This window comes from Streptomyces europaeiscabiei (assembly GCF_036346855.1).
GTDB lineage: Bacteria > Actinomycetota > Actinomycetes > Streptomycetales > Streptomycetaceae > Streptomyces > Streptomyces europaeiscabiei.
This window is the reverse complement of sequence record NZ_CP107841.1, coordinates 3,424,573-3,444,647: the sequence shown is the minus strand read 5'-3', so window position 1 is coordinate 3,444,647 and position 20,075 is coordinate 3,424,573. Positions and strand designations below refer to the sequence as shown.

Annotated in this window: 16 protein-coding genes; 9 read left to right on the top strand and 7 right to left on the bottom strand. The window is 72.6% G+C overall.

Annotation, left to right across the window (positions count from 1 at the left end):
- The first annotated feature begins 376 nt into the window (after positions 1–376).
- A complete protein-coding gene (locus tag OG858_RS14895; RefSeq protein WP_319064766.1) occupies positions 377–1,165 on the top strand; it encodes a sulfite exporter TauE/SafE family protein in 789 nt (262 codons plus the stop codon).
- 77 nt (positions 1,166–1,242) lie between these two features.
- On the opposite strand, the gene OG858_RS14890 is transcribed toward OG858_RS14895, so the two are convergent.
- The 3 genes from OG858_RS14890 to OG858_RS14880 all read right to left on the bottom strand — a co-directional run bounded on the left by OG858_RS14890 (position 1,243) and on the right by OG858_RS14880 (position 5,064).
- On the bottom strand, positions 1,243–1,941 hold the full coding sequence (locus OG858_RS14890; protein WP_328544798.1) for a class F sortase: 699 nt from the start codon (positions 1,939–1,941) through the stop codon (positions 1,243–1,245).
- A gap of 238 nt (positions 1,942–2,179) precedes the next feature.
- Positions 2,180–2,710: a hypothetical protein gene (locus OG858_RS14885; RefSeq protein ID WP_319064764.1), complete on the bottom strand. Its 531-nt coding sequence runs from the start codon at positions 2,708–2,710 to the stop codon at positions 2,180–2,182.
- A 410-nt stretch (positions 2,711–3,120) separates the two neighbouring features.
- On the bottom strand, positions 3,121–5,064 hold the full coding sequence (locus tag OG858_RS14880) for a sigma-70 family RNA polymerase sigma factor (RefSeq protein ID WP_328544799.1): 1,944 nt from the start codon (positions 5,062–5,064) through the stop codon (positions 3,121–3,123).
- 260 nt (positions 5,065–5,324) lie between these two features.
- Here OG858_RS14880 and OG858_RS14875 point away from each other — a divergent pair, with 260 nt between their 5' ends.
- From OG858_RS14875 to OG858_RS14860, 4 genes are read left to right on the top strand one after another with little or no spacing between them, the layout of a single operon-like run.
- Positions 5,325–5,846 (top strand): SsgA family sporulation/cell division regulator, encoded by a 522-nt coding sequence (locus OG858_RS14875; protein ID WP_406196310.1) that lies wholly within the window; start codon positions 5,325–5,327, stop codon positions 5,844–5,846.
- A 60-nt stretch (positions 5,847–5,906) separates the two neighbouring features.
- Positions 5,907–7,040, top strand: coding sequence for a permease (locus tag OG858_RS14870; RefSeq protein WP_107482464.1), 1,134 nt, complete (start codon positions 5,907–5,909; stop codon positions 7,038–7,040).
- Positions 7,037–7,990: a TIGR03943 family putative permease subunit gene (locus OG858_RS14865; protein WP_328544800.1), complete on the top strand. Its 954-nt coding sequence runs from the start codon at positions 7,037–7,039 to the stop codon at positions 7,988–7,990. Before OG858_RS14870 ends, OG858_RS14865 begins: the two co-directional genes overlap by 4 nt.
- A gap of 19 nt (positions 7,991–8,009) precedes the next feature.
- Complete coding sequence (locus OG858_RS14860; protein ID WP_328544801.1) at positions 8,010–8,471, top strand: hypothetical protein; 462 nt, start codon at positions 8,010–8,012, stop codon at positions 8,469–8,471.
- Positions 8,472–8,549: 78 nt separating this feature from the next.
- Here the strand turns inward: OG858_RS14860 and OG858_RS14855 are convergent, their stop codons facing one another.
- On the bottom strand, positions 8,550–9,452 hold the full coding sequence (locus tag OG858_RS14855) for an aminoglycoside phosphotransferase family protein (protein ID WP_319259528.1): 903 nt from the start codon (positions 9,450–9,452) through the stop codon (positions 8,550–8,552).
- Between the two features lie 192 nt (positions 9,453–9,644).
- On the opposite strand from OG858_RS14855, the gene OG858_RS14850 reads away from it, so the two are divergent.
- Positions 9,645–10,106, top strand: a complete 462-nt coding sequence (locus OG858_RS14850; protein WP_319064760.1) for a gamma-glutamylcyclotransferase family protein — start codon at positions 9,645–9,647, stop codon at positions 10,104–10,106.
- Positions 10,107–10,186: 80 nt separating this feature from the next.
- On the opposite strand, the gene OG858_RS14845 is transcribed toward OG858_RS14850, so the two are convergent.
- Both OG858_RS14845 and OG858_RS14840 read right to left on the bottom strand, forming a co-directional pair.
- On the bottom strand, positions 10,187–12,508 hold the full coding sequence (locus tag OG858_RS14845; RefSeq protein ID WP_328544802.1) for a glycoside hydrolase family 36 protein: 2,322 nt from the start codon (positions 12,506–12,508) through the stop codon (positions 10,187–10,189).
- 482 nt (positions 12,509–12,990) lie between these two features.
- The gene (locus OG858_RS14840) at positions 12,991–15,129 is read right to left on the bottom strand and encodes a molybdopterin oxidoreductase family protein (protein ID WP_086750844.1); all 2,139 of its coding nucleotides are present in this window, start codon (positions 15,127–15,129) and stop codon (positions 12,991–12,993) included.
- A gap of 350 nt (positions 15,130–15,479) precedes the next feature.
- Here OG858_RS14840 and OG858_RS14835 point away from each other — a divergent pair, with 350 nt between their 5' ends.
- Entirely contained in the window at positions 15,480–16,709 is a 1,230-nt protein-coding gene (locus tag OG858_RS14835) for a GNAT family N-acetyltransferase (RefSeq protein ID WP_319259517.1), read from the top strand.
- A 31-nt stretch (positions 16,710–16,740) separates the two neighbouring features.
- Here OG858_RS14835 and OG858_RS14830 read toward each other — a convergent pair whose 3' ends face one another.
- Complete coding sequence (locus OG858_RS14830) at positions 16,741–17,352, bottom strand: SanA/YdcF family protein (protein ID WP_256960752.1); 612 nt, start codon at positions 17,350–17,352, stop codon at positions 16,741–16,743.
- 329 nt (positions 17,353–17,681) lie between these two features.
- Between OG858_RS14830 and OG858_RS14825 the strand changes: the two genes are divergently transcribed.
- Positions 17,682–18,542: a sirohydrochlorin chelatase gene (locus tag OG858_RS14825; RefSeq protein WP_086750846.1), complete on the top strand. Its 861-nt coding sequence runs from the start codon at positions 17,682–17,684 to the stop codon at positions 18,540–18,542.
- A gap of 176 nt (positions 18,543–18,718) precedes the next feature.
- On the top strand, positions 18,719–20,026 hold the full coding sequence (locus OG858_RS14820) for a deoxyguanosinetriphosphate triphosphohydrolase (protein ID WP_319259513.1): 1,308 nt from the start codon (positions 18,719–18,721) through the stop codon (positions 20,024–20,026).
- Positions 20,027–20,075 lie beyond the last annotated feature (49 nt).

Genomic DNA, 20,075 nt, shown 5'->3' with positions numbered 1-20,075 from the left:
CGCCCGGCGAGGCGACCGCGCCGGGCGGCGGTGCCGTAGGTCACGTCAGGGGCCGCGGGACGGGGCGGCGCCGAAACACTTTCCGTGGCGGATCGGTGGGGAAGCGGTCGTCCGGCGGGGACGGTGAACGATCGGTGGGGAAGTGGTCGTCCGGCGGGGACGGTGAACGATCGGTGGGGAAGTGGTCGTCCGGCGGGGACGGGGGTCGACAGGCGGGGAAAGGGGCGTCCGCCGGGGACGAGGGTCGTCCGGCGGGGAAGGGATGACGGGGCGCTGACGAGGCGGGGTGTCGTCCGGTGGAGCCCTCGGTGCCGAACCTCAGAACATCCTCAGGTCGATGGACGGCACACCTATCCCACCGCATAGGGTCGCGATCATGCCCGACATATCGCTGACCATGGTCGTACTCCTCTGCCTCGCCGCCCTCGCGGCCGGCTGGATCGACGCCGTGGTGGGTGGCGGCGGGCTCCTGCTCCTCCCCACCCTCCTCCTGGGCCTGCCGAACGGCGCCTCGGCCGCGCAGTACGCGCTCGGCACCAACAAGGCCGTCGCCATCGTCGGCACGACGGGCGCGGCGGTGACGTACGCCCGCCGCACCCCCGTCGACGTGAAGATCGCCGTACGGATCGGTCTGGCGGCGCTGGCGGGCTCGACGGCCGGTGCCTTCGTGGCCGCGGGGATGAGCACCGAGATCCTGAAGCCGGTGGTCATGGTCGTCCTCCTCGCCGTGGGCGCCTTCGTGATCCTGCGCCCCTCCTTCGGCACGACGGCCCCCGCCACGGGCCCGGTCTCCGCGCGCCGCGTCCTCGCCGCGATCGGCCTCGCAGGTGTCGGCATCGGCTTCTACGACGGCCTCATCGGCCCCGGCACCGGCACGTTCCTGGTCCTCGCCCTGACCGCGGTCCTCCACCTCGACCTGGTCACCGCCTCCGCCACCGCCAAGATCGTCAACTGCTGCACCAACGCCGGCGCCCTCGCCACGTTCGCCTGGAAGGGCACGGTCTACTGGCAGCTGGCGGCCCTGATGGCGGTCTTCAACCTCGTCGGCGGCACCGTCGGCGCCCGGACCGCCCTCAAGAAGGGCAGCGGCTTCGTCCGGGTCGTCCTGCTGACGGTGGTGTTCACGCTGGTTTCGAAGATGGGGTACGAACAGTGGATGGCGTGAGCGACGGCGTGAGCGATGCCGGGACGGTCGCAGGCGCGCAGGGTCGCCGGTGATCAGGCCGGTGATCCGGTCGGTGGTCAGCCGGCGCGGCTGCCCGTGAGGTGGGCGAAGACGACCACGTTGCCCTGGTAGCCGGTCGCCCTCGAATACCCGCCGCCACAGGTGATGACCCGCAACTCCGCCCGCGTCGACGCCCCGTACACCTTCTGGTCGGGGAAGTTCCGCGCGTCGTACACCTCCACCGCATCCACCGTGAACACCGCGATCCCGCCGTCCCGCCGGTCCACCTCGACGGTGGCGCCCCGCTTCAGCGCGCCGAGGCCGAAGAAGACGGCGGGACCGTCGGCGTTGTCCACGTGGCCGGCGACGATCGAGGTTCCCCGTGCACCCGGGGTGGTGCCGGCCTCGTACCAGCCCGCGAGGTTCTCCTTCTCGGCGGGCGGGACGTTGAGACTGCCGACGGGCGTGAGGCCGAGCTCCATGAGCGGCGCGTCCACGCCGATGGAGGGGATGCGGATGCGGTCGGGCGGGGAGGGCGGCAGCGGGACGGCCACCGGCTCGTCGACCCCGGAGGCGCCCGACGACCCGGTACGGCTCGACGCGCCCGAGGTGTTTCCCGCACCCGACGCGCTCGACGTACTCGAACGGATGTGGGCCTGCGCGGCCGACGGCTGCGGAGGCGCGTGTGACGCGGTGCCGCTGCGCAGCAACCACGCGCCGGAACAGAGGGCGACCACGGTGACCCCGGCTATGACGGAATTGGCGAGCCGACGCACGGGGACCTCCTTTCGGGCCGTGCAGGGCGTACGGGGTGTTCAAGGTGTTCGGGGCGTCCGCCGATGGTGTCGGTTCGGCGCCCTGCGGCCCTTGGTCCCTGCCTCTTCGGCCCTTCGTCGTATGTGACCCGCTGGGGGTCTTCCCTTCCCCGTGTTCCTCCCCTCCGGGCCGAGGGGCGTCGGGCCCGGAGGGGAGGGGGGACGGCGGTACCGGCGGACGGACGGCGGAGGGTGTCCGTCAGATCCCGTCGCCTCTCGCCCGGCGATGCAGGAGCCAGGTACCGCCCGCGGCGGCGACGGCCAGAGCCGCCACGCCTGCCGCGGTCTGCACGGGGTCGGGACCGAGTGCGCCACCGACCCCCGTCTTCACACTTCCCCTCGGATACGTCGGCTGCGCGGTGCGTGTGCCGGTGAGCGAGACCACGAGGTCGCCGGTGACCCGGTGACCACCGTCGACGCAGGTCGCGACGATCTCGTACGTCCCCGGCTGCGCGCTCGGTGGTACCTCGAACCGCCCGTCGAGCTGCGGCTGCCCGGAGCCTGGAGCCAGCGGGAAGGAGCCGGCGCCGACGGCGCCGGCGTCCCCCGTCGCCGTACCGTCCGCACCACAGGCCGCCGTACGGACGGTGACCTCGTCGCCGGGGACGACACCGGCGGGGGACAGTTCGAGTCGGCCGGTGCCCTCACCGCCGTACGCGGGTGCGGCGGCGAGGGCCGCGACGGCGACGGCGAGCGCGGTTGCGGTCAGCGGCCGGGCAGTACGTCGCATCGCTGGCTCCTCCGAGAGTCCTCCGGTCCCTTCCGAGGTAAGTGGCACACCGGCCGAAGCGCTTCCTGATGGAGCGTCAGAAATGATGTGAACGGGTGTCAGGAGGGCGGGGGCGGAGGGCGCGAGGGTCGGTGTTTGGGCAGGTCACCGGGGTGGGGTGGGCGCGGTGGAGAAGAGAACGCAATAGGGGACGGGCGAGGGTGTGAACGGGTGACCGGGGGCGTGTGGCGCGGTCCGGGCGGTGGCTCCGGCGGCGGTGAAGCCCGGGGCGGTGTTGCGTGTCGCCCTCGTCCCTCGTCCCCGCGGCATGGCGGGCGGTCCGCGCGCCGCGGAACACCTCCGCCAGGTCTTCGCCGAACGCGGTGGGGCGAGAAGGCGACACGGTCACCGTCCTCGCCACCGTCCCGGTCTCAGCAGCCGCCCCCGGGCGCCGGGGCCTCCGGCGCAGGCTCCACGGGAGCGGGAGTCTCCGGCGCCGGATCGACCGGAGCGGGAGTCTCCGGCGCAGGATCGACCGGCTCCGGCGGAGCGGGGGTCTCCTCTACGGGCGCTTGTTCTACGGGCGCTTCCTCTGCCGGGGCGGGCTCGGCGGGGGCAGGGATCTCCGGTGCGGGGTTCTCGGCAGGTGGGGCCTCGGTCCCCGGCGCCTCGGTCCCCGGCGCCTCGGCCCCCGGCCCATCGACCTCGGGGTAATCGATGCCGGGCTCTTCCGTGCCGGGCTCTTCGACTCCCGGCTCTTGTGCCCCGGGCTGTCCCGTGCCGGGCTCTTCTGTGCCCGGCTCTTGAGCCGCCGGCTCCTCGACCTCCGGCGCATTCACGCCCGGCTCTTCGGCCCCCGGTTCCTCCGCCCCGGGCGAACCCCCGCCCGGCGTCACCGGTTCAGGAGTCTCGTCCGCCGGTGTATCACTCACGGGCGTATCGCCCCCGGGGGTGCCCGGGGGCTCCGGTGCCTGCGGGGCCTCGGGCGTCCACGGGATCTCCGGGGTGCTCGGCACCTCCGGGCTTCCCTCGTCCGGTATCTCCGGGGTGCCCGGCAACTCCGGGCCTCCCTCGGCCGGCGGTTCTGGCGCAGTCACCTCCGGCTTGTTCGCCTCCCCGCCGCCTGTCGGCGCATCCGGATCCGTGTCCGGCGCGGTCTCGTCCCCCGGTGTCGTGTCGTCGCCCGCCGGGATCCCGACGGTCGGCTCCTCCCCGGCACCCCTGTCGTCCGCCGCCTGAATCTCCACGGTGTCGCGGCCGCCGGGGTCGGCCCTGGGCGCGTCCGCCGCGCCGGTCGAGGCCACGGCGACGGCGTCCGTGACGGCGCTTCGGCGGTCGATGACCTCGGGTGAGTGGGCCTCGGGCCGATCGGGCACCGGGGCCTGGGCGACCGGCACCCGCCGGGGCGGTACCGCGTCCGAGTCGAGGGGCGCGAGGATGATGCCGGCCACGACGGCGGCAGCCGCGGCGGCCGCCCCGACAGCGGTGACCGCGGGAACCTTCGCCCCGCCCGCCCCACCCGTCGCGGCCTGCCGCACCGCGTGCAGCAGTTGGCCACCCCCATGCCCACCCGCCCCACCGAGCACGGCGGCCGTACCGGCGGAGCCCGCTGTGAGGGAGAGCAGCAACTTGCCCCCGCCACCGCCGACGACGAACACCAGGAGTGCCGGACCGACGAGCGCGGGAAGCCGGTCGTTGGTCCGCATCAGGACCGCGAGCCGTGCCCGGCAGTCGTCGCACGCGTCCACGTGGCTGAGCAACTGCTGGGACTGGCGTGAGGTCGCCGTACCGCGCACGTACGCCGGCATGCGCCCCCACCGAACCTGGCACGCCGGATCGATCGGCGACCCGGGCTGCTCGCGCAGGAAGGCCTGACGCATCCCCTCACGCGCCCGGTGCAGCAGTACCGCCGTCGCGCCCTGCTTGGCGCCGATGCGCTGCCCGACCGCCTCCAGCGGCTGGCCCTCCGCCTCGGCCAGCCACAGCGCCCGTACCCACCGCTCGGGCAGCTGGCCCAGCACCCGCACCAACAGATCGACGGAGGAGACCTGTTCGGCCGGGTCGGCGCCATCGGCCACCCGGACATCGGCCTCGGCCCGCTCGGGTGCCGTCGGATCCAGCGGCGTCTCCCGCGTGGCGGTGCCCGCCGCCGCCGCGAGGTGCCGCACCGTCGTCGTCAGGTACGCCGGCACGTTGTCGATCTCGTGCCCTGCGGAAAGCCGCCGCCACACGCGGAAGTGCGCCTCGGCGACGAGGTCCTCGGCGGTCCAGGAGTTCCTGGTGAGGGAACGCGCGTACGCGACGAGGCGTGGGTGCTGTTCCTCGTAGATCCGGGTGTACGTGGCGGTCGCGGACGCAGACAGGCCGTCGGTCATGGCAGGAACGCTCTCCAGTCGCCTGCTGATGGGACGAGGCTGATTTTGTATGCAGCGATGACAAAAATCTCAAGTAATCACGCAAAGTGACACGCATCACAGCGGGTAACTTCGAAAGCGGCGTAATACAGAGGGCCTTGGCGCGGTCGAGTCGGTGTGTCGGCATGAGACCCATGGGCTCGGAAAGCCCGAGGGGTCGAAGAAGCATCTGACGAACACACGAGCCCGCAGCATCCGAGCATCCGAAGAGCCTGAACCACATGAAGAAGCCGAAGCGCCCGAAGTACCTGAACCGCCCGAGGTACCCGAAGCACCTGAAGTGCCCGAACTGGAGATCGCTCATGCACCCCGCGCAGCCCACCATGCCCACGCCCCCCGCTCTCGAACAGAGCGCCCGCGCCCGCCTGATCACACCCGACTACGAGGAGGTCCCGGTACGCACCATCCTGCGCTACACCCCGGACGACCCCCTCGCCGTCCACATCGACTTCCCGGCCGGCGCCTCCGCCGACGACGCGGATGTGACGTGGTCGTTCGCCCGCACCCTGCTGGCGGAGGGGCTGGCCGCCCCGGCCGGGATCGGCGACGTACACCTGTGGCCCTGCGGCCCGGCCCACACGGTCGTGGAACTCCGTTCACCGCACGGTATGGCCATGATCCGCTTCGACACGCCCACGCTCCGCCGCTTCCTGCGCCGCTCGAACGCCGTCGTCGCGCTCGGCGGCGAGGACCTGGCACCGGCGCTCGACGACGGCCTCGCGTCCCTGCTGGGCGGGGTCTGAGGCGCCCCGCCCGGAGCGCCCGCTATGTTCGACCCGATCGTCCGGATATTCGGAGTGGGCATGCAGAAGACAGATGAACCGGCCGAAGAGGCGGTGACGGCCGGGCCGGAGGGGGCGCCGGCCGAGCCGGAGATACCCGTGGTCGTCCACGAGGCGGCTCGCGACGACACCGTCACCGACCCAGACCCCGACGTCGGCCTTGACGCCGGCGCCGACCCTGACGCCACCCCCGACCACACCTGGCCCCGGCACTGGCCCCTGCTGCTCATCGGCGCGGCCGTCGTCCCCGGTGTCGTGCTGTTCGCCGTGGGGCGGTGGATGGAGGAACCCGCCGTGCAGGCGTGGCGGACCGTGTGCCTCTCCATCACCGTGCAGGCGCTGCCGTTCCTGCTGCTCGGTACGGCCCTGTCTGGTGCCATCAACGCGTTCGTACCGGCTCGGGTGTTCACCCGGGTGCTGCCCAGAAGGCCGGCGCTCGCGGTCCCGGTCGCCGGTGCCGCCGGGGTGATCCTGCCCGGCTGCGAGTGTGCGTCGGTGCCGGTCGCACACAGTCTGATCCGCCGAGGGGTCGACCCGGCCGCGGCCTTCGCGTTCCTGCTGTCGGCGCCCGCGATCAACCCGATCGTCCTGACCGCCACGGCCATCGCCTTCCCCGGCAGCCCCGAAATGGTGCTGGCCCGACTGCTCGCCTCCCTCGTCACCGCCGCCGGGATGGGCTGGCTGTGGCTCTGGCTGGGGCGTGCGGAGTGGCTCAAACCGGTCGCGCGGCACACGGGACACCGGACCGGGCAGAGCCGCTGGAACGAGTTCCGGACCGGCTTCCAGCACGACTTCCTGCACGCGGGCGGCTTCCTCGTCGTCGGCGCGATGGCCGCGGCCACCTTCAACGTGCTCGTCCCGCGCACCGTGCTCGACACCTTCGCCGACTCGCCCTGGCTGTCGGTGCTGTTCCTCGCCGCGCTCGCCATCCTCCTCTCGGTGTGCTCGGAGGCCGACGCCTTCGTCGCCGCGTCCCTCACCGGCTTCTCACCCACCGCGCGGTTGACGTTCATGGTCGTCGGACCCATGGTCGACCTGAAGCTGATCGCCCTGCAGACGGGCACCTTCGGCCGGGCCTTCGCGGTCCGCTTCTCCGCCGCGACGGTCGTCGTCGCGATCCTGTGCAGCGTCCTGATCGGAGCCGTCCTGCTGTGAAACGACCCCTGCAGGCGCTCCTTCTCCTCCTCAGCGGCCTGGGCCTCCTCCACGCCACCCTCCTCACCGACCACTACCTGAGATACGTCAAGGAGGGCATGTACCCCCTCCTCGTCGCCTCGGGCGCGCTGCTGCTCGTGCTCGGCGCGGCGGAGGCCTGGTCACTGTGGAGACGGGACGGGAGAGACGAACGGGAAAGCCACGACGACCGAGGCGCCCAGGACAACCATGACGACGGCGACGACGGTGGTGGCCAGGTCAACCACGACGACCGCGACGACGGTGGTCGCCAGGACGACCACGACGACCGCGACGACGGTGGTGGCCAGGACGACCGCGACAACCGCGGTGGCCAGGACGCCCACGGCGACGGTCACGACCACGGTCACGACCACTCCACTCCGCCCCGAGTCGCCTGGCTCCTGCTCCTCCCCGCCCTGAGTCTGCTCTTCTACGCCCCGCCGGCCATCGGCGCGTACACCGCCTCCCGCGAGGCCCCCAAGGCGGTCGCGGTCACCGAACAGGGCGACTTCGACCCCCTGCCGACGACCTCACCGCTTCCCATCACCCTCACCGACTTCACCCGCCGAGTGCAGCAGGACCGCGACCGGGCCATCGACGGCCGCACCGTCCGGATGACCGGCTTCGTCACCCCCGTCAAGGAGACCTCCGGCGAGGACGGCGACGACGGCGGTGACGGAATCGCCGACTGGTACCTGACCCGCGTCATCTTCAGCTGCTGCGCCGCTGACGCCCAGTTCGTGAAGGTGCGCATCCACGGCACGCCGCCCCCGCCCGCCGACACCTGGGTCACCCTCACCGGCACCTGGCACCCCACCGGCACCCTCGGCACCAGCTCCGCCGAGGCGGCCCTCGACGCCCGGACCGTCAAAAAGATCCCCCGGCCGTCCAACGGCTACACGGACGGCCTCCCGCTCACCATGCCCTGACCCACGGGAACACGACACCATGCCTTCAGGCCCCCCGCCCATCGACCGCGGCGAGCACGAGACGATCACGTACGAGCCGGGGATGCTCCAGGCCGTCCTGCCCGTCCTGCTGGGGCTCCTGGGCGGCACAGCGCTTCTGTACGCGGGCCTCGCCCTGACCTCCGACCCGATGACGGGCGACACACTGCGGCAGTGTCTCTCGGGGGTGCTGACGGCCACCGTGGTCGTCGCGGTCCTGCGCCGCAACGACGAGGTGATCCTGGCCGAGGATGCCCTCGTGGTGCGCGGTACCCGGCGTCGCCGGATCCCCTGGACGGGCATCCGGCACCTGGAAGTCCGTCGCGTCCTCGGCGTACGCCAGATCACCGTCCACACCACGGACGGCCGCCGCATCACGCTGCACACCCCGACGTCCTTCGTCGACAAGGAGTTCGACCTGAAGGTCGAGATCCTCACTCGGTGGTGGCAGGCGCGGCGCTGAAGCACACACCCGTCGCGCCCGCACCTCACGCCCGCACCTGACGGTCCGCACCGCACGCCACTCGTCACCATCCGTTCCTCACGCATACTCCGCCAGTACCTCTCCCACAGCCCGCCGCCCCACCTCCGCCAGCACGTGCCCCTTGTCGCGGTAGTAGTGCTCGGCGACGATCCCGAAGCACAGGGCCCACCCCCGCCCCCGCGCCCAGGTCGCGTCGTCCACGTCGGCGGTGTCGCGGAACGCGGTGCGGGAGGCACCCGTGAAGAGGGTCCAGGCCGGCAGCAGGTCGCAGGCGGGGTCGCCGACGCCGAGTCCGCCGAAGTCGATGACGGCGGTGAGGCGGCCGGCGGTGGTGAGGAGGTTGCCGGGCAGCAGGTCGGCGTGGACCCAGACGGGGGCTCCGGCCCACTGGGGGAGCCGGAGGGTCTCCTCCCACAGGGTGGTGGCGAGCGCCGCGTCCACCGAGCCGTCCGCCCCCAGCCCGCGGATCGCGTCCCGGACCTCGTCGTCGTTCGCACTCACCGGTCCACCACGGAAGGACACCGGCCCGCCCGTCGCGTCCACCTTCCGCAGCGCCGCCACGAACCGGCCCAACTCCCCGGCCGCGCACCCGAGATCGGCGACGGGAGCGTCGTAGGCGTTCTCGCCCTCCAGCCAGCGCAGCACCGACCACGGCAGCCCATATCCCTCACCCGGTCGCCCCTTGCCGAGCGGCTCCGGTACGGCGAGGGGCAGACACGGTGCCAGCAGCGGCAGCCAGCGGTGTTCCTTGTCGGCCTGGTGGGCACCGTCGGGTTTCCGGGGAAGCCGTACGACCATGTCGTCCCCCAGGCGGTACATGACATTGTCCGTCCCGGCGGCGGGAGCGGGTGCGACCGGCAGCCCGGCCCACTCGGGGAACTGCGCCGCGATCAGCCGCCGGACGAGCGCCTCGTCGATGTCGAACTCGTCGGCGTGCAGTTTCCCTTGGGGCGACGACATGGATCTCCGTAGGTTCCGTGGGCGGGGGACAGCGGTGGAGCGTAGCCACGACCGCGCCCCCGGGCCACGGCATTACGGGCGGGGGGTGAGAATCGTTTCCGCAAGGGCCTCCCCGGCCCGCCCGCCATATCCGTCCCACTCGGAAGAGTCCGTCCGACTCGGAAGAGACCGACCCGGTTGGAGAGGAGAACGGTGCTCCCCTTCTTCGTCTACGGCACGCTCCGCCCCGGCGAGCACAACCACGACCTCTTCCTGCGCGGCCGCACCCTCACCGAGGAGCCGGCCCGGATGCCCGGCATGGCGCTGTACGAGGGCCCCGGGTACCCCTACGCCGTGGAGGAGATCGGCGAGGAGGGCGGGGGAGGGGCCTCGGCGACCGGTGAACTCGTCACGGCCCGGCCCGAGTCGTACGCCGAACTCCTGCGCATCCTGGACGAGTTGGAGGAGTACGCCCCGGGCGACCCCGCGAACCTCTACGAGCGGGTGGAACGCGCGGCGACCCGCGGCGACGGCACGGTCGTACGGGCCTGGGTGTACGTCGCCGCGCCGGCCGTCGCCGCCGGACTGAGAGCGCGGGGGAAGCTGATCGAGGGTGGGGACTGGTGCCGCCCGCCTGGAGGGCGCCGCCGTGCGCCCGGGAGCTCGGGAGGCTGAGAGTGTCGGCGGGTGCGGGGTGTCTGCGGCTGATCGCACCCACGCGGCGGCGCCGCACATCCACACGGCCCCGCGCCCCTTCAGGGCGCGGCTGACAGCCTCAGCAACAGGACCGACCGGGTTTCGGGCAGGCTCACCCGGAGCGCCGTTCCGTCCCACTCGGCTGTTCCCGTCGTCGTGCTCGGGTGCAGGATCTCCACCCGTACGTCGCCCGCGCCCCCTCCGTTCCCGTCCGCCAGGTGCGGTAGCGCGAACGACCGTTCAGGGGCTCCGCCCCGGCGCCACACCGTCACGTACACCGGGGCCGCGCCCGCGACCGGCGGTCTCAGCCCCAGCGCGATCCAGTCGTCCGTCCAGCCCGGGAGGCCCAGGGGCCAGAAGGGCAGAGCGGTGCGCAGGTCGGCCCGAATGGACTTGTAGGCCGTCAACGCGTCACGCACCAACCCGAGCTGATGAACCGTCATCCTGTCCAGGTGGCCGGAGAGATGGATGCGGCCGAGGAGCGCGGAGCCGAGTGTGAAGGCGATCTCCGCGTCCGTGTACGACGGTTGGGGGTAGGCCCAGACGGCGCCCTGCTCCGGGGGTACGGCGGTGGGGGCGGAGGCGGCGATGGGCGGGTAGCGCAGGGGGTCCTGCTGGTCGGAGGTGGACTGGAGCTGGGCCACGGCGAGGGAGGCGCCGTCCATGCGCATGCCGCCGGAGGCGCAGTTCTCGACGACGAGACCGGGGTGGCGGTCCAGGGCCGAGGACAGCCAGGACAGCCAGGCCCGGGAGTGGGCGAGGTGGGCGGGCGCCGAGGTGGTGATGTTGTAGTCGAGTTTCAGGTAGCCGACGCCCCACTCGCCGACGATGCGGTCGACCGTCCCGTCGAGGTGGGCGCGGGCCACCGGGTGGGTCAGGTCCAGCTGGTGGCGGCCCTGCTCGGTCACCCGGGAGCCGTCCGCGTGACGGAGGAAGGCCTCGGCGGGCAGCTCCTCGGCGAGGGGACTGCGGACCCCGATGACCTCCGGCTCCAGCCACAGCCCCGGCACCATCCCGCGCTCCCGGATCCGGTCGATCACGACCCGGATACCCGCGCCGGGACCACCGCCGGGGAAGCGCCGAGCCGACGGCAGCCAGGCGCCGACACTGTCCCACCAGCCCCCGGGCGAGTCGGGGTTCTCCGACTCGACGTTCTCCCCGCTTCCCCCGCCCTCGCCACGCTCTCCGCTGTCCCCGCTCTGCCTGGACGGGCCGCTCCCCCCGCTCTCCCCCGACAGGCCGCTCCCCCCGCTCTCCCCGTCGTCGTACCACCCCGCGTCCACGCAGAAATACTCCGCGCCCACCTCCGCCGCCGCGTCGATCAGCGGTAGCAGCTTCTCGGTGGTCGGGTCGCCCATCAGGGTGTTCATGTAGTCGTTGAAGACCACCGGGAGCCGGGTGTGGTCCGGGTGGGGGCGGCGCACGGCGCGGCGGTAGGAGGTCAGGGCGGCCAGGGCGCCGTCGAAGCAGGTGCCCAGGGCGAGCGCGGCCCACTCGGTCGTGAACTCGGCGCCCGGCTGCAGGACTTCGCGCCACTGGTGCTCGTCGTGGGTCGGGCCGCCGAGCGCGAGGTACGTCCGGCCCGCCGACTCCCCGGCCTCCCAGACCCAGCTGGACGCCGACTCGATCTGCCACAGCCAGCTGCGCGCGTCCGTACGGTGCTGGAGCGCGCCCATCGCGAGATGCCCGTCCGTGGGCCAACTGCCGCGCCCGGCAAGGCGTGCCGCCGCGTGGCCGCTACCGCCGTGCACCTCGTGGTTGATGTCGGGCACGGAGTCCCGCAGCGGTTCGGCGTACCAACGGCACTCCGCGAGCCAGTCGTTGCGTGCCCGGAAGACGGACAACTCGTCGGGGGAGGGGAGCCCGCCGAGGAGCAGACTGCCGACGGAGCGCACGGTGACCGCCTCGGTGCCGTCGTTGCGCAGCCGGACCCGGGATCGCAGCACGGGGATGCCGTCGGGTGAGGCGTACTCGACGAACGCGGTCAACCCGCTGGCCGGGTCGTGCAGTTCGAAGGTCAGCCGGTGCCATCCCTCGCTGTCGGCGGGGCCGGACGCGGAGCCGGCCGCAGGGTCGAGCGTGGCGCCGTCCGTGGAGTGGTGCGCCCGGTATCTCAGGCGGCCGCCGATCGCCGTGCCGGTGAAGCGGGGTCTCGCCCAGCCGGTCCCTTCGCCGAGCAGTACCAGGTCGACCAGAGGCAGGGCGGGGTCGGTCTTGACCTCCTCGGGGCCCGGTTCGGGTTCGCCGGGGTGGCGGACGCGCAGCAGCCGGGGCGAGTCGCCGCTCAGGTCGAAGTCGGCGGTCAGCGCGGAGTGGCCCCAGCGGTACGAGAGGCTCCACGGGAACGAGTCGGTCCATTGGTGACTGTCGTGCTGCGGCATGCGATCCCCCCGGGTCGGCTGTACTCCCAAGTGTTCACGGCGAGCTGTGCGTCCGCTGTTCTCATCCTCTGCGAAGCATCGGGATAACCACACGGGATCAACGTACGGGAAAGCATGAATGTTCAAGCAGGCCGGGTGCCGATGTTGTTCACGACCGCATCAACCACACCAATCGCACCACCCACACCGACCGCACCGCACTTACCGCCCCGCCGACGCCACGAGAGCCGTGAGCACGAGGAGCCCTCCACCTCTCCGAGCCCGCCGAGGAGACAGGAAAGTACACCGAGGACGCGACAACCGTAATGACGGTCTCCGAGCCGCCGCTCAGGCAGACCGGATACCCCGCTTCGTCTTCTGGCCCTCTCCCGGGGTCGTTGCCTCTCCCCGGTCCGTACCCCATCCCGGGTCCGTACCCCATCCCGGGTCCGGGCCCCTTCCCGGGTCCGGGCCCGAACACGGCCGTGTCCCCGGTCCCGGCCTCACTTCCCCAACGTCTCCACCCGTACCGCGCACGTCTTGAACTCCGGCATGCGGGAGGTGGGGTCGAGGGCGGGGTTGGTGAGGGTGTTGGCGCGGCCCTCGCCCGGCCAGTGGAACGGCATGAAGACCGTGTCGGGGCGGATGGCGGTCGTGATGCGGGCCGGGGCCACGGCACGCCCCCGCCGCGAGACCACGGCCAACGGGTCGCCCTCCGCCGCGCCGAGCCGCTCGGCCAGCCGGGGGTGCAGTTCCACGAACGGGCCGGGCGCGGCGGCGTTCAGCTCGTCGACCCGCCGGGTCTGGGCGCCCGACTGGTACTGGGCGACCACGCGTCCGGTGGTGAGCAGCACCGGGTACTCGGCGTCCGGCTCCTCTGCCGCCGCCCGGTGCGTCACGGGCACGAACCACGCCCGGCCGTCCTCCGTGGCGAACCGGTCGAGGAAGAGGCGCGGGGTGCCGGGGTGCACCTCGGTGGGCGGGACGGGGGGCGCGTCGGTGGACGGGACGGAGTCGGCGTCGATGACCGGCGTCGGGCAGGGCCAGAACACCCCGTTCTCCTCCGCCAGCCGCCGGTAGGTGATCCCCGAGTAGTCGGCGAGCCCACCCGCGCTGGCCCGGCGCAGCTCCTCGAAGACCTCCTCGGGGTCGGTCGCGAAACCCTTCTCCACGCCCAGCCGGTCGGCCAGCTCGTGCATGACCTCCAGGTCGCTGCGGACGCCGTCGGGCGGGGTGATCGCCTGCCGCCGCAGCAGCACCCGGCCCTCCAGATTGGTCGTCGTGCCGGTCTCCTCCGCCCACTGCGTCACCGGCAGCACGACGTCCGCGAGCGCCGCCGTCTCCGACAGCACGACATCGCACACGGCCAGGAAGTCCAGAGACTTGATCCGCTCCTCGATGTGCGCGGCACGCGGCGCCGACACCACCGGGTTGGAGCCCATCAGCAGCAGCGACTTGATGTCGCCGCCGAGCGCGTCCAGCAACTCGTACGCGCTGCGGCCCGGTCCGGGCAGGCTGTCCGGGTCCACGCCCCAGACCTCGGCGACGTGCCGCCGGGCCTCGGGGTCGACCAGCTTGCGGTAGCCGGGCAGCTGGTCGGCCTTCTGGCCGTGCTCACGTCCGCCCTGCCCGTTGCCCTGCCCGGTGAGGCAGCCGTACCCGGACAGCGGCCGTCCGGCCCGGCCCGTCGCCAGCGTGAGGTTGATCCACGCGCCGACGGTGTCCGTGCCCTTGGACTGCTGCTCGGGCCCGCGCGCGGTGAGCACCATCGCGTGCTCCGGCTCGCAGAACAGCCGTACCGCCTCGCGGAGTTCGGGAACGGACACCCCCGTGATCCGTTCCACGTACTCCGGCCAGTGCGCCATGGCCGCCGCCCGGGCCTCCTCCCATCCGCTCGTCCGCTCGCGGATGTACTCCTCGTCCGTCCGCCCCTCGGCCACGATCAGGTGCAACAGGCCGAGGGCCAGGGCGAGATCGCTGCCGGGGCGCGGGGACAGATGCAGGTCGGCCTGTTCGGCCGTACGGGTGCGGCGCGGATCGATGACGATCAGCTTGCCGCCGTTCTCCTTCAGCTCGGTGAGATAGCGCAGCGCCGGCGGCATGGTCTCCGCGAGATTGGAGCCGACGAGGACGACACACCCGGTCTTCGGGATGTCCTCCAGCGGGAACGGCAGACCCCGGTCGAGCCCGAATGCCTTCATCCCGGCGGCTGCCGCCGATGACATGCAGAAACGGCCGTTGTAGTCGATCTGCGAGGTGCCGAGCACCACCCGCGCGAACTTGCCGAGCGCGTAGGCCTTCTCGTTCGTGAGCCCGCCGCCGCCGAACACGCCGCACGCGTCCGGACCATGTTCCGTACGCGTGCGGGTGAGCCCCTCCGCGATCCGGTCGAGTGCCTCGTCCCAGGAGGCGGGTTCCAGGACGCCCGCCCTTCTGACCAAGGGACTGGTCAGCCTGACCCGGGACGAGAGCACCGCCGGCGCCGTACGGCCCTTGCCGCACAGCGCTCCCCGGTTCACCGGGAAGTCCGCGCGCTCCGTCACCACTACGACACCGTCGGACCCGTCCGCACCGGGCGTCAGGTTCATTCCGCACTGCAGGGCGCAGTACGGGCAGTGGGTGGGCGTCGCGGAGTTCTGCATACCGTTCAGCGTGCGGCGGGCGTGTTACGCGCCGGGACGCTCCCCGTTACGCGACCGGCACGGGGACCTCCCGGCGCGCCCGGACCCGGCGTGAGGAGCCGGTGTCGGCGCCGCGGTGCGAGGGCCCGGTGCCGCCGGTGCGAGGGGCCGGGCGCCGCGGTGAAGGCCCCGGCCCGGCGCCGCGGAGCCGCCCACGGCGACTCACGCCTCGATGCCGGGCCGGACCCGGGCGCGCCGTGACCAGCCGCGGACCGGCCGTAATTCGCTTGCCCTGGCCACGGGGGCGACGCTGCACTGTGGCCTGACACCACGAGTCGTGGTGCCGTTATCCAGAGGGGGCTGCGGCGGCGATGGAGATCCGTTTGACGACCGATGAGGACTTTGACGTCTTCATCGACACAGTCCATACCGCGTTCGGGTACTTCCCGGAAACCCCGGTCGAAGGCGGCGGGCTCTGGTGGTCGGCGCTCGAAACGGACCGCTGCCTGCTCGCCCTGACGGCGGACGGGCGGCCCGTCGGCACCGCCGCCGCACACTCCTTCGAGCTCACCCTGCCCGGCGAGACCATCGTCCCGGCCTCCGGGGTGACCGCCGTCGGCGTCCTGCCCTCGCACCGGCGCCAAGGCGTGCTCAGCGCGATGATGCGGCATCAGCTCGCCGAGTTGCGGGCCCGTGAGGAGTTCCTCTCCGTACTGCTGGCCTCCGAGGCCACGATCTACGGCAGGTTCGGCTACGGACCGGCGACCTGCACGGCGCGGCTGACGGTGCCGCGCCACAAGGCCGCCCTCGCCGTTCCCCGGGCGCGCGCGGTGGCCGGCGCGCCGACGGCCGGCTCGGACAACGGCTCGGTCGAGGTGCTGCGGCGTGCCGAGTGCGGCGAGATCCTGGAAGAGGTCTACGACCGGTATCGCCGCGCACAGCCCGGCGCGCTGTCCCGGCCGCACCGCTGGTGGGCCCTGCGCGCGGGGCAGCCCCCGATCTCGCCGGCGCCGCGCTATGTCGCCGTTCACCGTGACACCGACGGCGTCCCGGACGGGTACGCCAGCTACTCGATCGAGTCCGGCACCCTGACGGTCGACGAGACCATCACCACCGACGACGCCGTCTTCACGGCCCTGGCCCGGTTCGTACTCGGACACGACCTGGTCTCTCAGGTCGTGTTCAAGCAGGTCCCGCACGAGCACCCGCTGCGCTGGCAGCTCGCGGACTTCCGCGCCGGCGAGGTGAGCGGCGACATGGACTGGCTCTGGGTGCGGCTGCTGGACGTCCCGCGTGCTCTGACGGCGCGCGGCTGGTTCATGGACGGCGAACTCGTCCTCGACGTCGAGGACCCGTTCCTCGGCGAGCACGGCCGCTACCTGCTGACCGTCCGGGACGGCAAGGCCGACTGCGTTCCGACGGACCGGGAGCCCGACCTGTCCCTGGACGTGCGCGACCTGGGTTCGGTCTACCTCGGCGGCACCGCCCCGAGCACGCTTGTGCGTGCCGGACACATCCGGGCCCACCGCCCGGGTGCGGCCACCCTCGCCGACGCCCTCTTCCGCGCCGAGCGGCCCCCGCACTGCCTGCACTGGTTCTGACCGTGCGCCCGCCGCCCCGGGACAAGTCCCGTCAGCCGGCCGACGCGAGCGCCTTCGAGACCCCCGTTTCCTCAGGACCGAGGAAGCGGGGGTCCGGCTCGAAGAGCGCGTCCAGGGAGGCCTTGCCCGCCGCGAACAGCTCACGGGTGGCCCCGTAGTACCAGGTCCCGTCGTGTCGGTCCTGCACCCCGACGCCGTACGACTCGACGCCCGCCTCCTGGCACAGCGCGACCGCCCGGCGTATGTGGAAGCCCTGGCTGATGAGCACCGCGCGGTCCACGCCGAAGATCTTCCTGGCGCGGACGCAGGAGTCCCAGGTGTCGAACCCGGCGTAGTCACTGACGATGCGGTCGTCGGGCACGCCGTGGTCGGTGAGGTAGCCGCGCATCGCGTCCGGCTCGTCGTACTCCTCGCGGCTGTTGTCCCCGGTGACCAGCACCACCTTGATCCGGCCCGACCGGTACAGCTCGGCCGCCGCGTCCAGCCGGCGCGCGAGATACGGGGACGGCTCGCCCTGCCACAGCCCCGCGCCGAAGACCATCGCGACCTCGGTGCGCGGCACGTCGGCCGTGGTCCGCAGTCGGTCGTCGGCCGCCGTGAACATCCAGGTCGAGGGGAGCAGCGCCAGCGTGCACAGCAGCATCACCGCCTGCACGGCCCGCCGCCGCCCCGTCCGTGTACGCGGCAGCCGAATCACCCGCCAGACACGCCTCACGGCGGCCCACCCCCGTTCGTCGACCCATATGTGTCCTGGGTGTTTCCGACGGGCCCGACAGTGCCCGCCTTTCCGACCAACGAAGACGTCATCAGCATCGCTCCGGTTCACCGCCCAGGGTGACAAGCTTCACTCGAACGAGTCGAAACGCCAGGTCGTGGCGGTTCACACACCTCCAAGGCGTGCGGTGAACCGCCGGAAAACACCCGTCACCACCGTGCAACGGGGAGGCAACCTCCCCCCGGCACCATCGGTACATGACGGCGACGACGAGCAAGTCGAACGCGGACCTCGACAGTACGGCGCACATCATGAACCTGATCAGTGACCAGCTGGCCTCCCAGCTCAGCCTCGTCTCCCGCAACGGAACCCGGCGCCAGGCCCCGCCCGCGCTGGTCCTCGTGGCGCACGGCAGCCGCGACCCGCGCGCCCTGGCGACCGTACGCACCCTCATGGACCGCGTCCGCGAGCAGCGCCCCGGCCTGGCCGTGCACCTCGGCCACATCGAGCTGAACGAGCCCCTGCTCCCCGACACCCTCGCCGCACTCGGCGACCGGGAAGCCGTCCTCGTCCCCCTCCTCCTCAGCCGCGGCTACCACGTCAAGCAGGACATCCCCGAGATGGCCGCGGCCGCCGAGGCCCGCACCCGCCTGGCCGCCCCTCTCGGCCCGCACCCCCTCCTCGTGGACGCCCTGCACACCCGCCTCGTCGAGGCCGGATGGCGCACGCGGCTGAACGACGCCACCCGCCGCACCGGCGCCGTGATCCTCGCCGCCGCCGGCTCCCGCGACCCCGAGGCGGCCGAGGACACCGGCCGCACGGCCCAACTCCTCGCCGACCGCCTCGGCGTCCCGGTCGTCCCGGCCTACGCATCGGCCGCCGCCCCCACCGTCGCCGACGCAGTCCGCACCCTCACCGCCCTGGGCCGCACCCGCATAGCCATGGCCTCCTACTTCACCGCCCCCGGCCGCTTCGCCAGGGAGTGCGCGGAGGCCGCCCCTTGGATCGCCGCGGCCCCCTTGGGCGCCCACCCGACGATGGCTCGCCTGGTCCTGCACCGCTACGACGAGTCCCTGGCAACCGGGGCCAGGACGCTGCCCGCGCTGGCGTCGGCATAGAGAAGCTGTGGAACTCCCGGCCCGCAGGAGCGCCCCTTGAGGGGTGCGGGGCCGTATCGATGTGCGGCTCCGCCGCGTGGGCGCGACCGGCCACGAACAACCCGCACCCGCCGCCCGGGAGAACCCGGCAGACGAGTAGGCACCCATTTGTCACAGCCTCCGCTTACTGTCGAATCATGGAAGGCACCGCACCCCCCAGCTACGACGCCCCGGCCGACTACGACCCGCCCTCCGCGGAGCGCTACGCCCCGGAACCCGACAAACGCCCCGGCCGCACCGCCTTCCAACGCGACCGTGCCCGTGTACTCCACTCCTCGGCCCTGCGCAGACTCGCCGGCAAGACCCAGGTCGTCACACCCGGCACGCGCAACATCGCCTGGGACTCCAGCCCCCGCACCCGCCTCACCCACTCCCTGGAGTGCGCCCAGGTCGGCCGCGAGCTGGGCGCGGCCCTCGGCTGCGACCCGGACCTCGTCGAGGCCGCCTGCCTCTCCCACGACCTCGGCCACCCTCCCTTCGGTCACAACGGCGAACAGGCACTGAACGAGTTCGCCGAGGACTGCGGCGGCTTCGAGGGCAATGCCCAGTCCCTGCGCCTGCTGACGAGGATCGAACCCAAACGCTTCGTACGGTCGGAGACCACCGGCGAACTCGTCAGCGTCGGCCTCAACCTCACCCGCGCCGCCCTGGACGCCGCCACCAAGTACCCCTGGCCGCGCGGCGCCCACCCCACCGACCGGAAGTCCCCCAAGTTCGGCGTCTACGACGACGACCGCCCGGTGTTCGACTGGGTTCGCAAGGACGCCCCCGGCACCAGCACCACCTTCGAGGCCCAGGTCATGGACTGGTCGGACGACGTGGCGTACTCCGTGCACGATGTCGAGGACGGCCTCCACGCGGGCCACATCGACCCCAACTGCCTCCACGCCGAGCCCGAACGGCAGGCGGTGTTCGAGGTCGCGCGCGGCCGGTACGTGCCCGCCGACACCGACCCGGCCGAACTCGCCGAGGCCCTCGACCGCCTCCTCGACCAGGAGTGGTGGCCGCACGGCTACGACGGAACGGCCGTCGCCCAGGCCCGTCTGAAGGACGCCACCAGCCAGCTCATCGGCCGCTTCTGCCTCGCCGCCGAGGGTGCCACCCGGCAGGCGTACGGCACCGGCCCCCTCACCCGGTACAGCGCCGAACTGGTCGTCCCGCACGAGACGCGCCTGGAGTGCGCGGTCCTCAAGGCCGTCGCCGACCGCTATGTGATGCAGCGGGCCGAGCAGGAGCGGCTCCGCGCGGACCAGCGGATCGTGGTCGCGGAGCTGGCCGAGGCGCTCACCGCCCGCGCCCCGGACGGGCTGGAGCCCCAGTTCCGCGCGCTCTTCGACCAGGCACCCGACGACCGCGCCCGCAAGCGCGTGATCGTCGACCAGATCGCGTCCCTCACCGACGCCTCGGCACGCTCCCTTCACGTGCGTCTGGCGGGGCGTTCCTGAGACGGATGGACGGATGGACGGATGGACCGGGCCGTGCCGTCGGATCCCC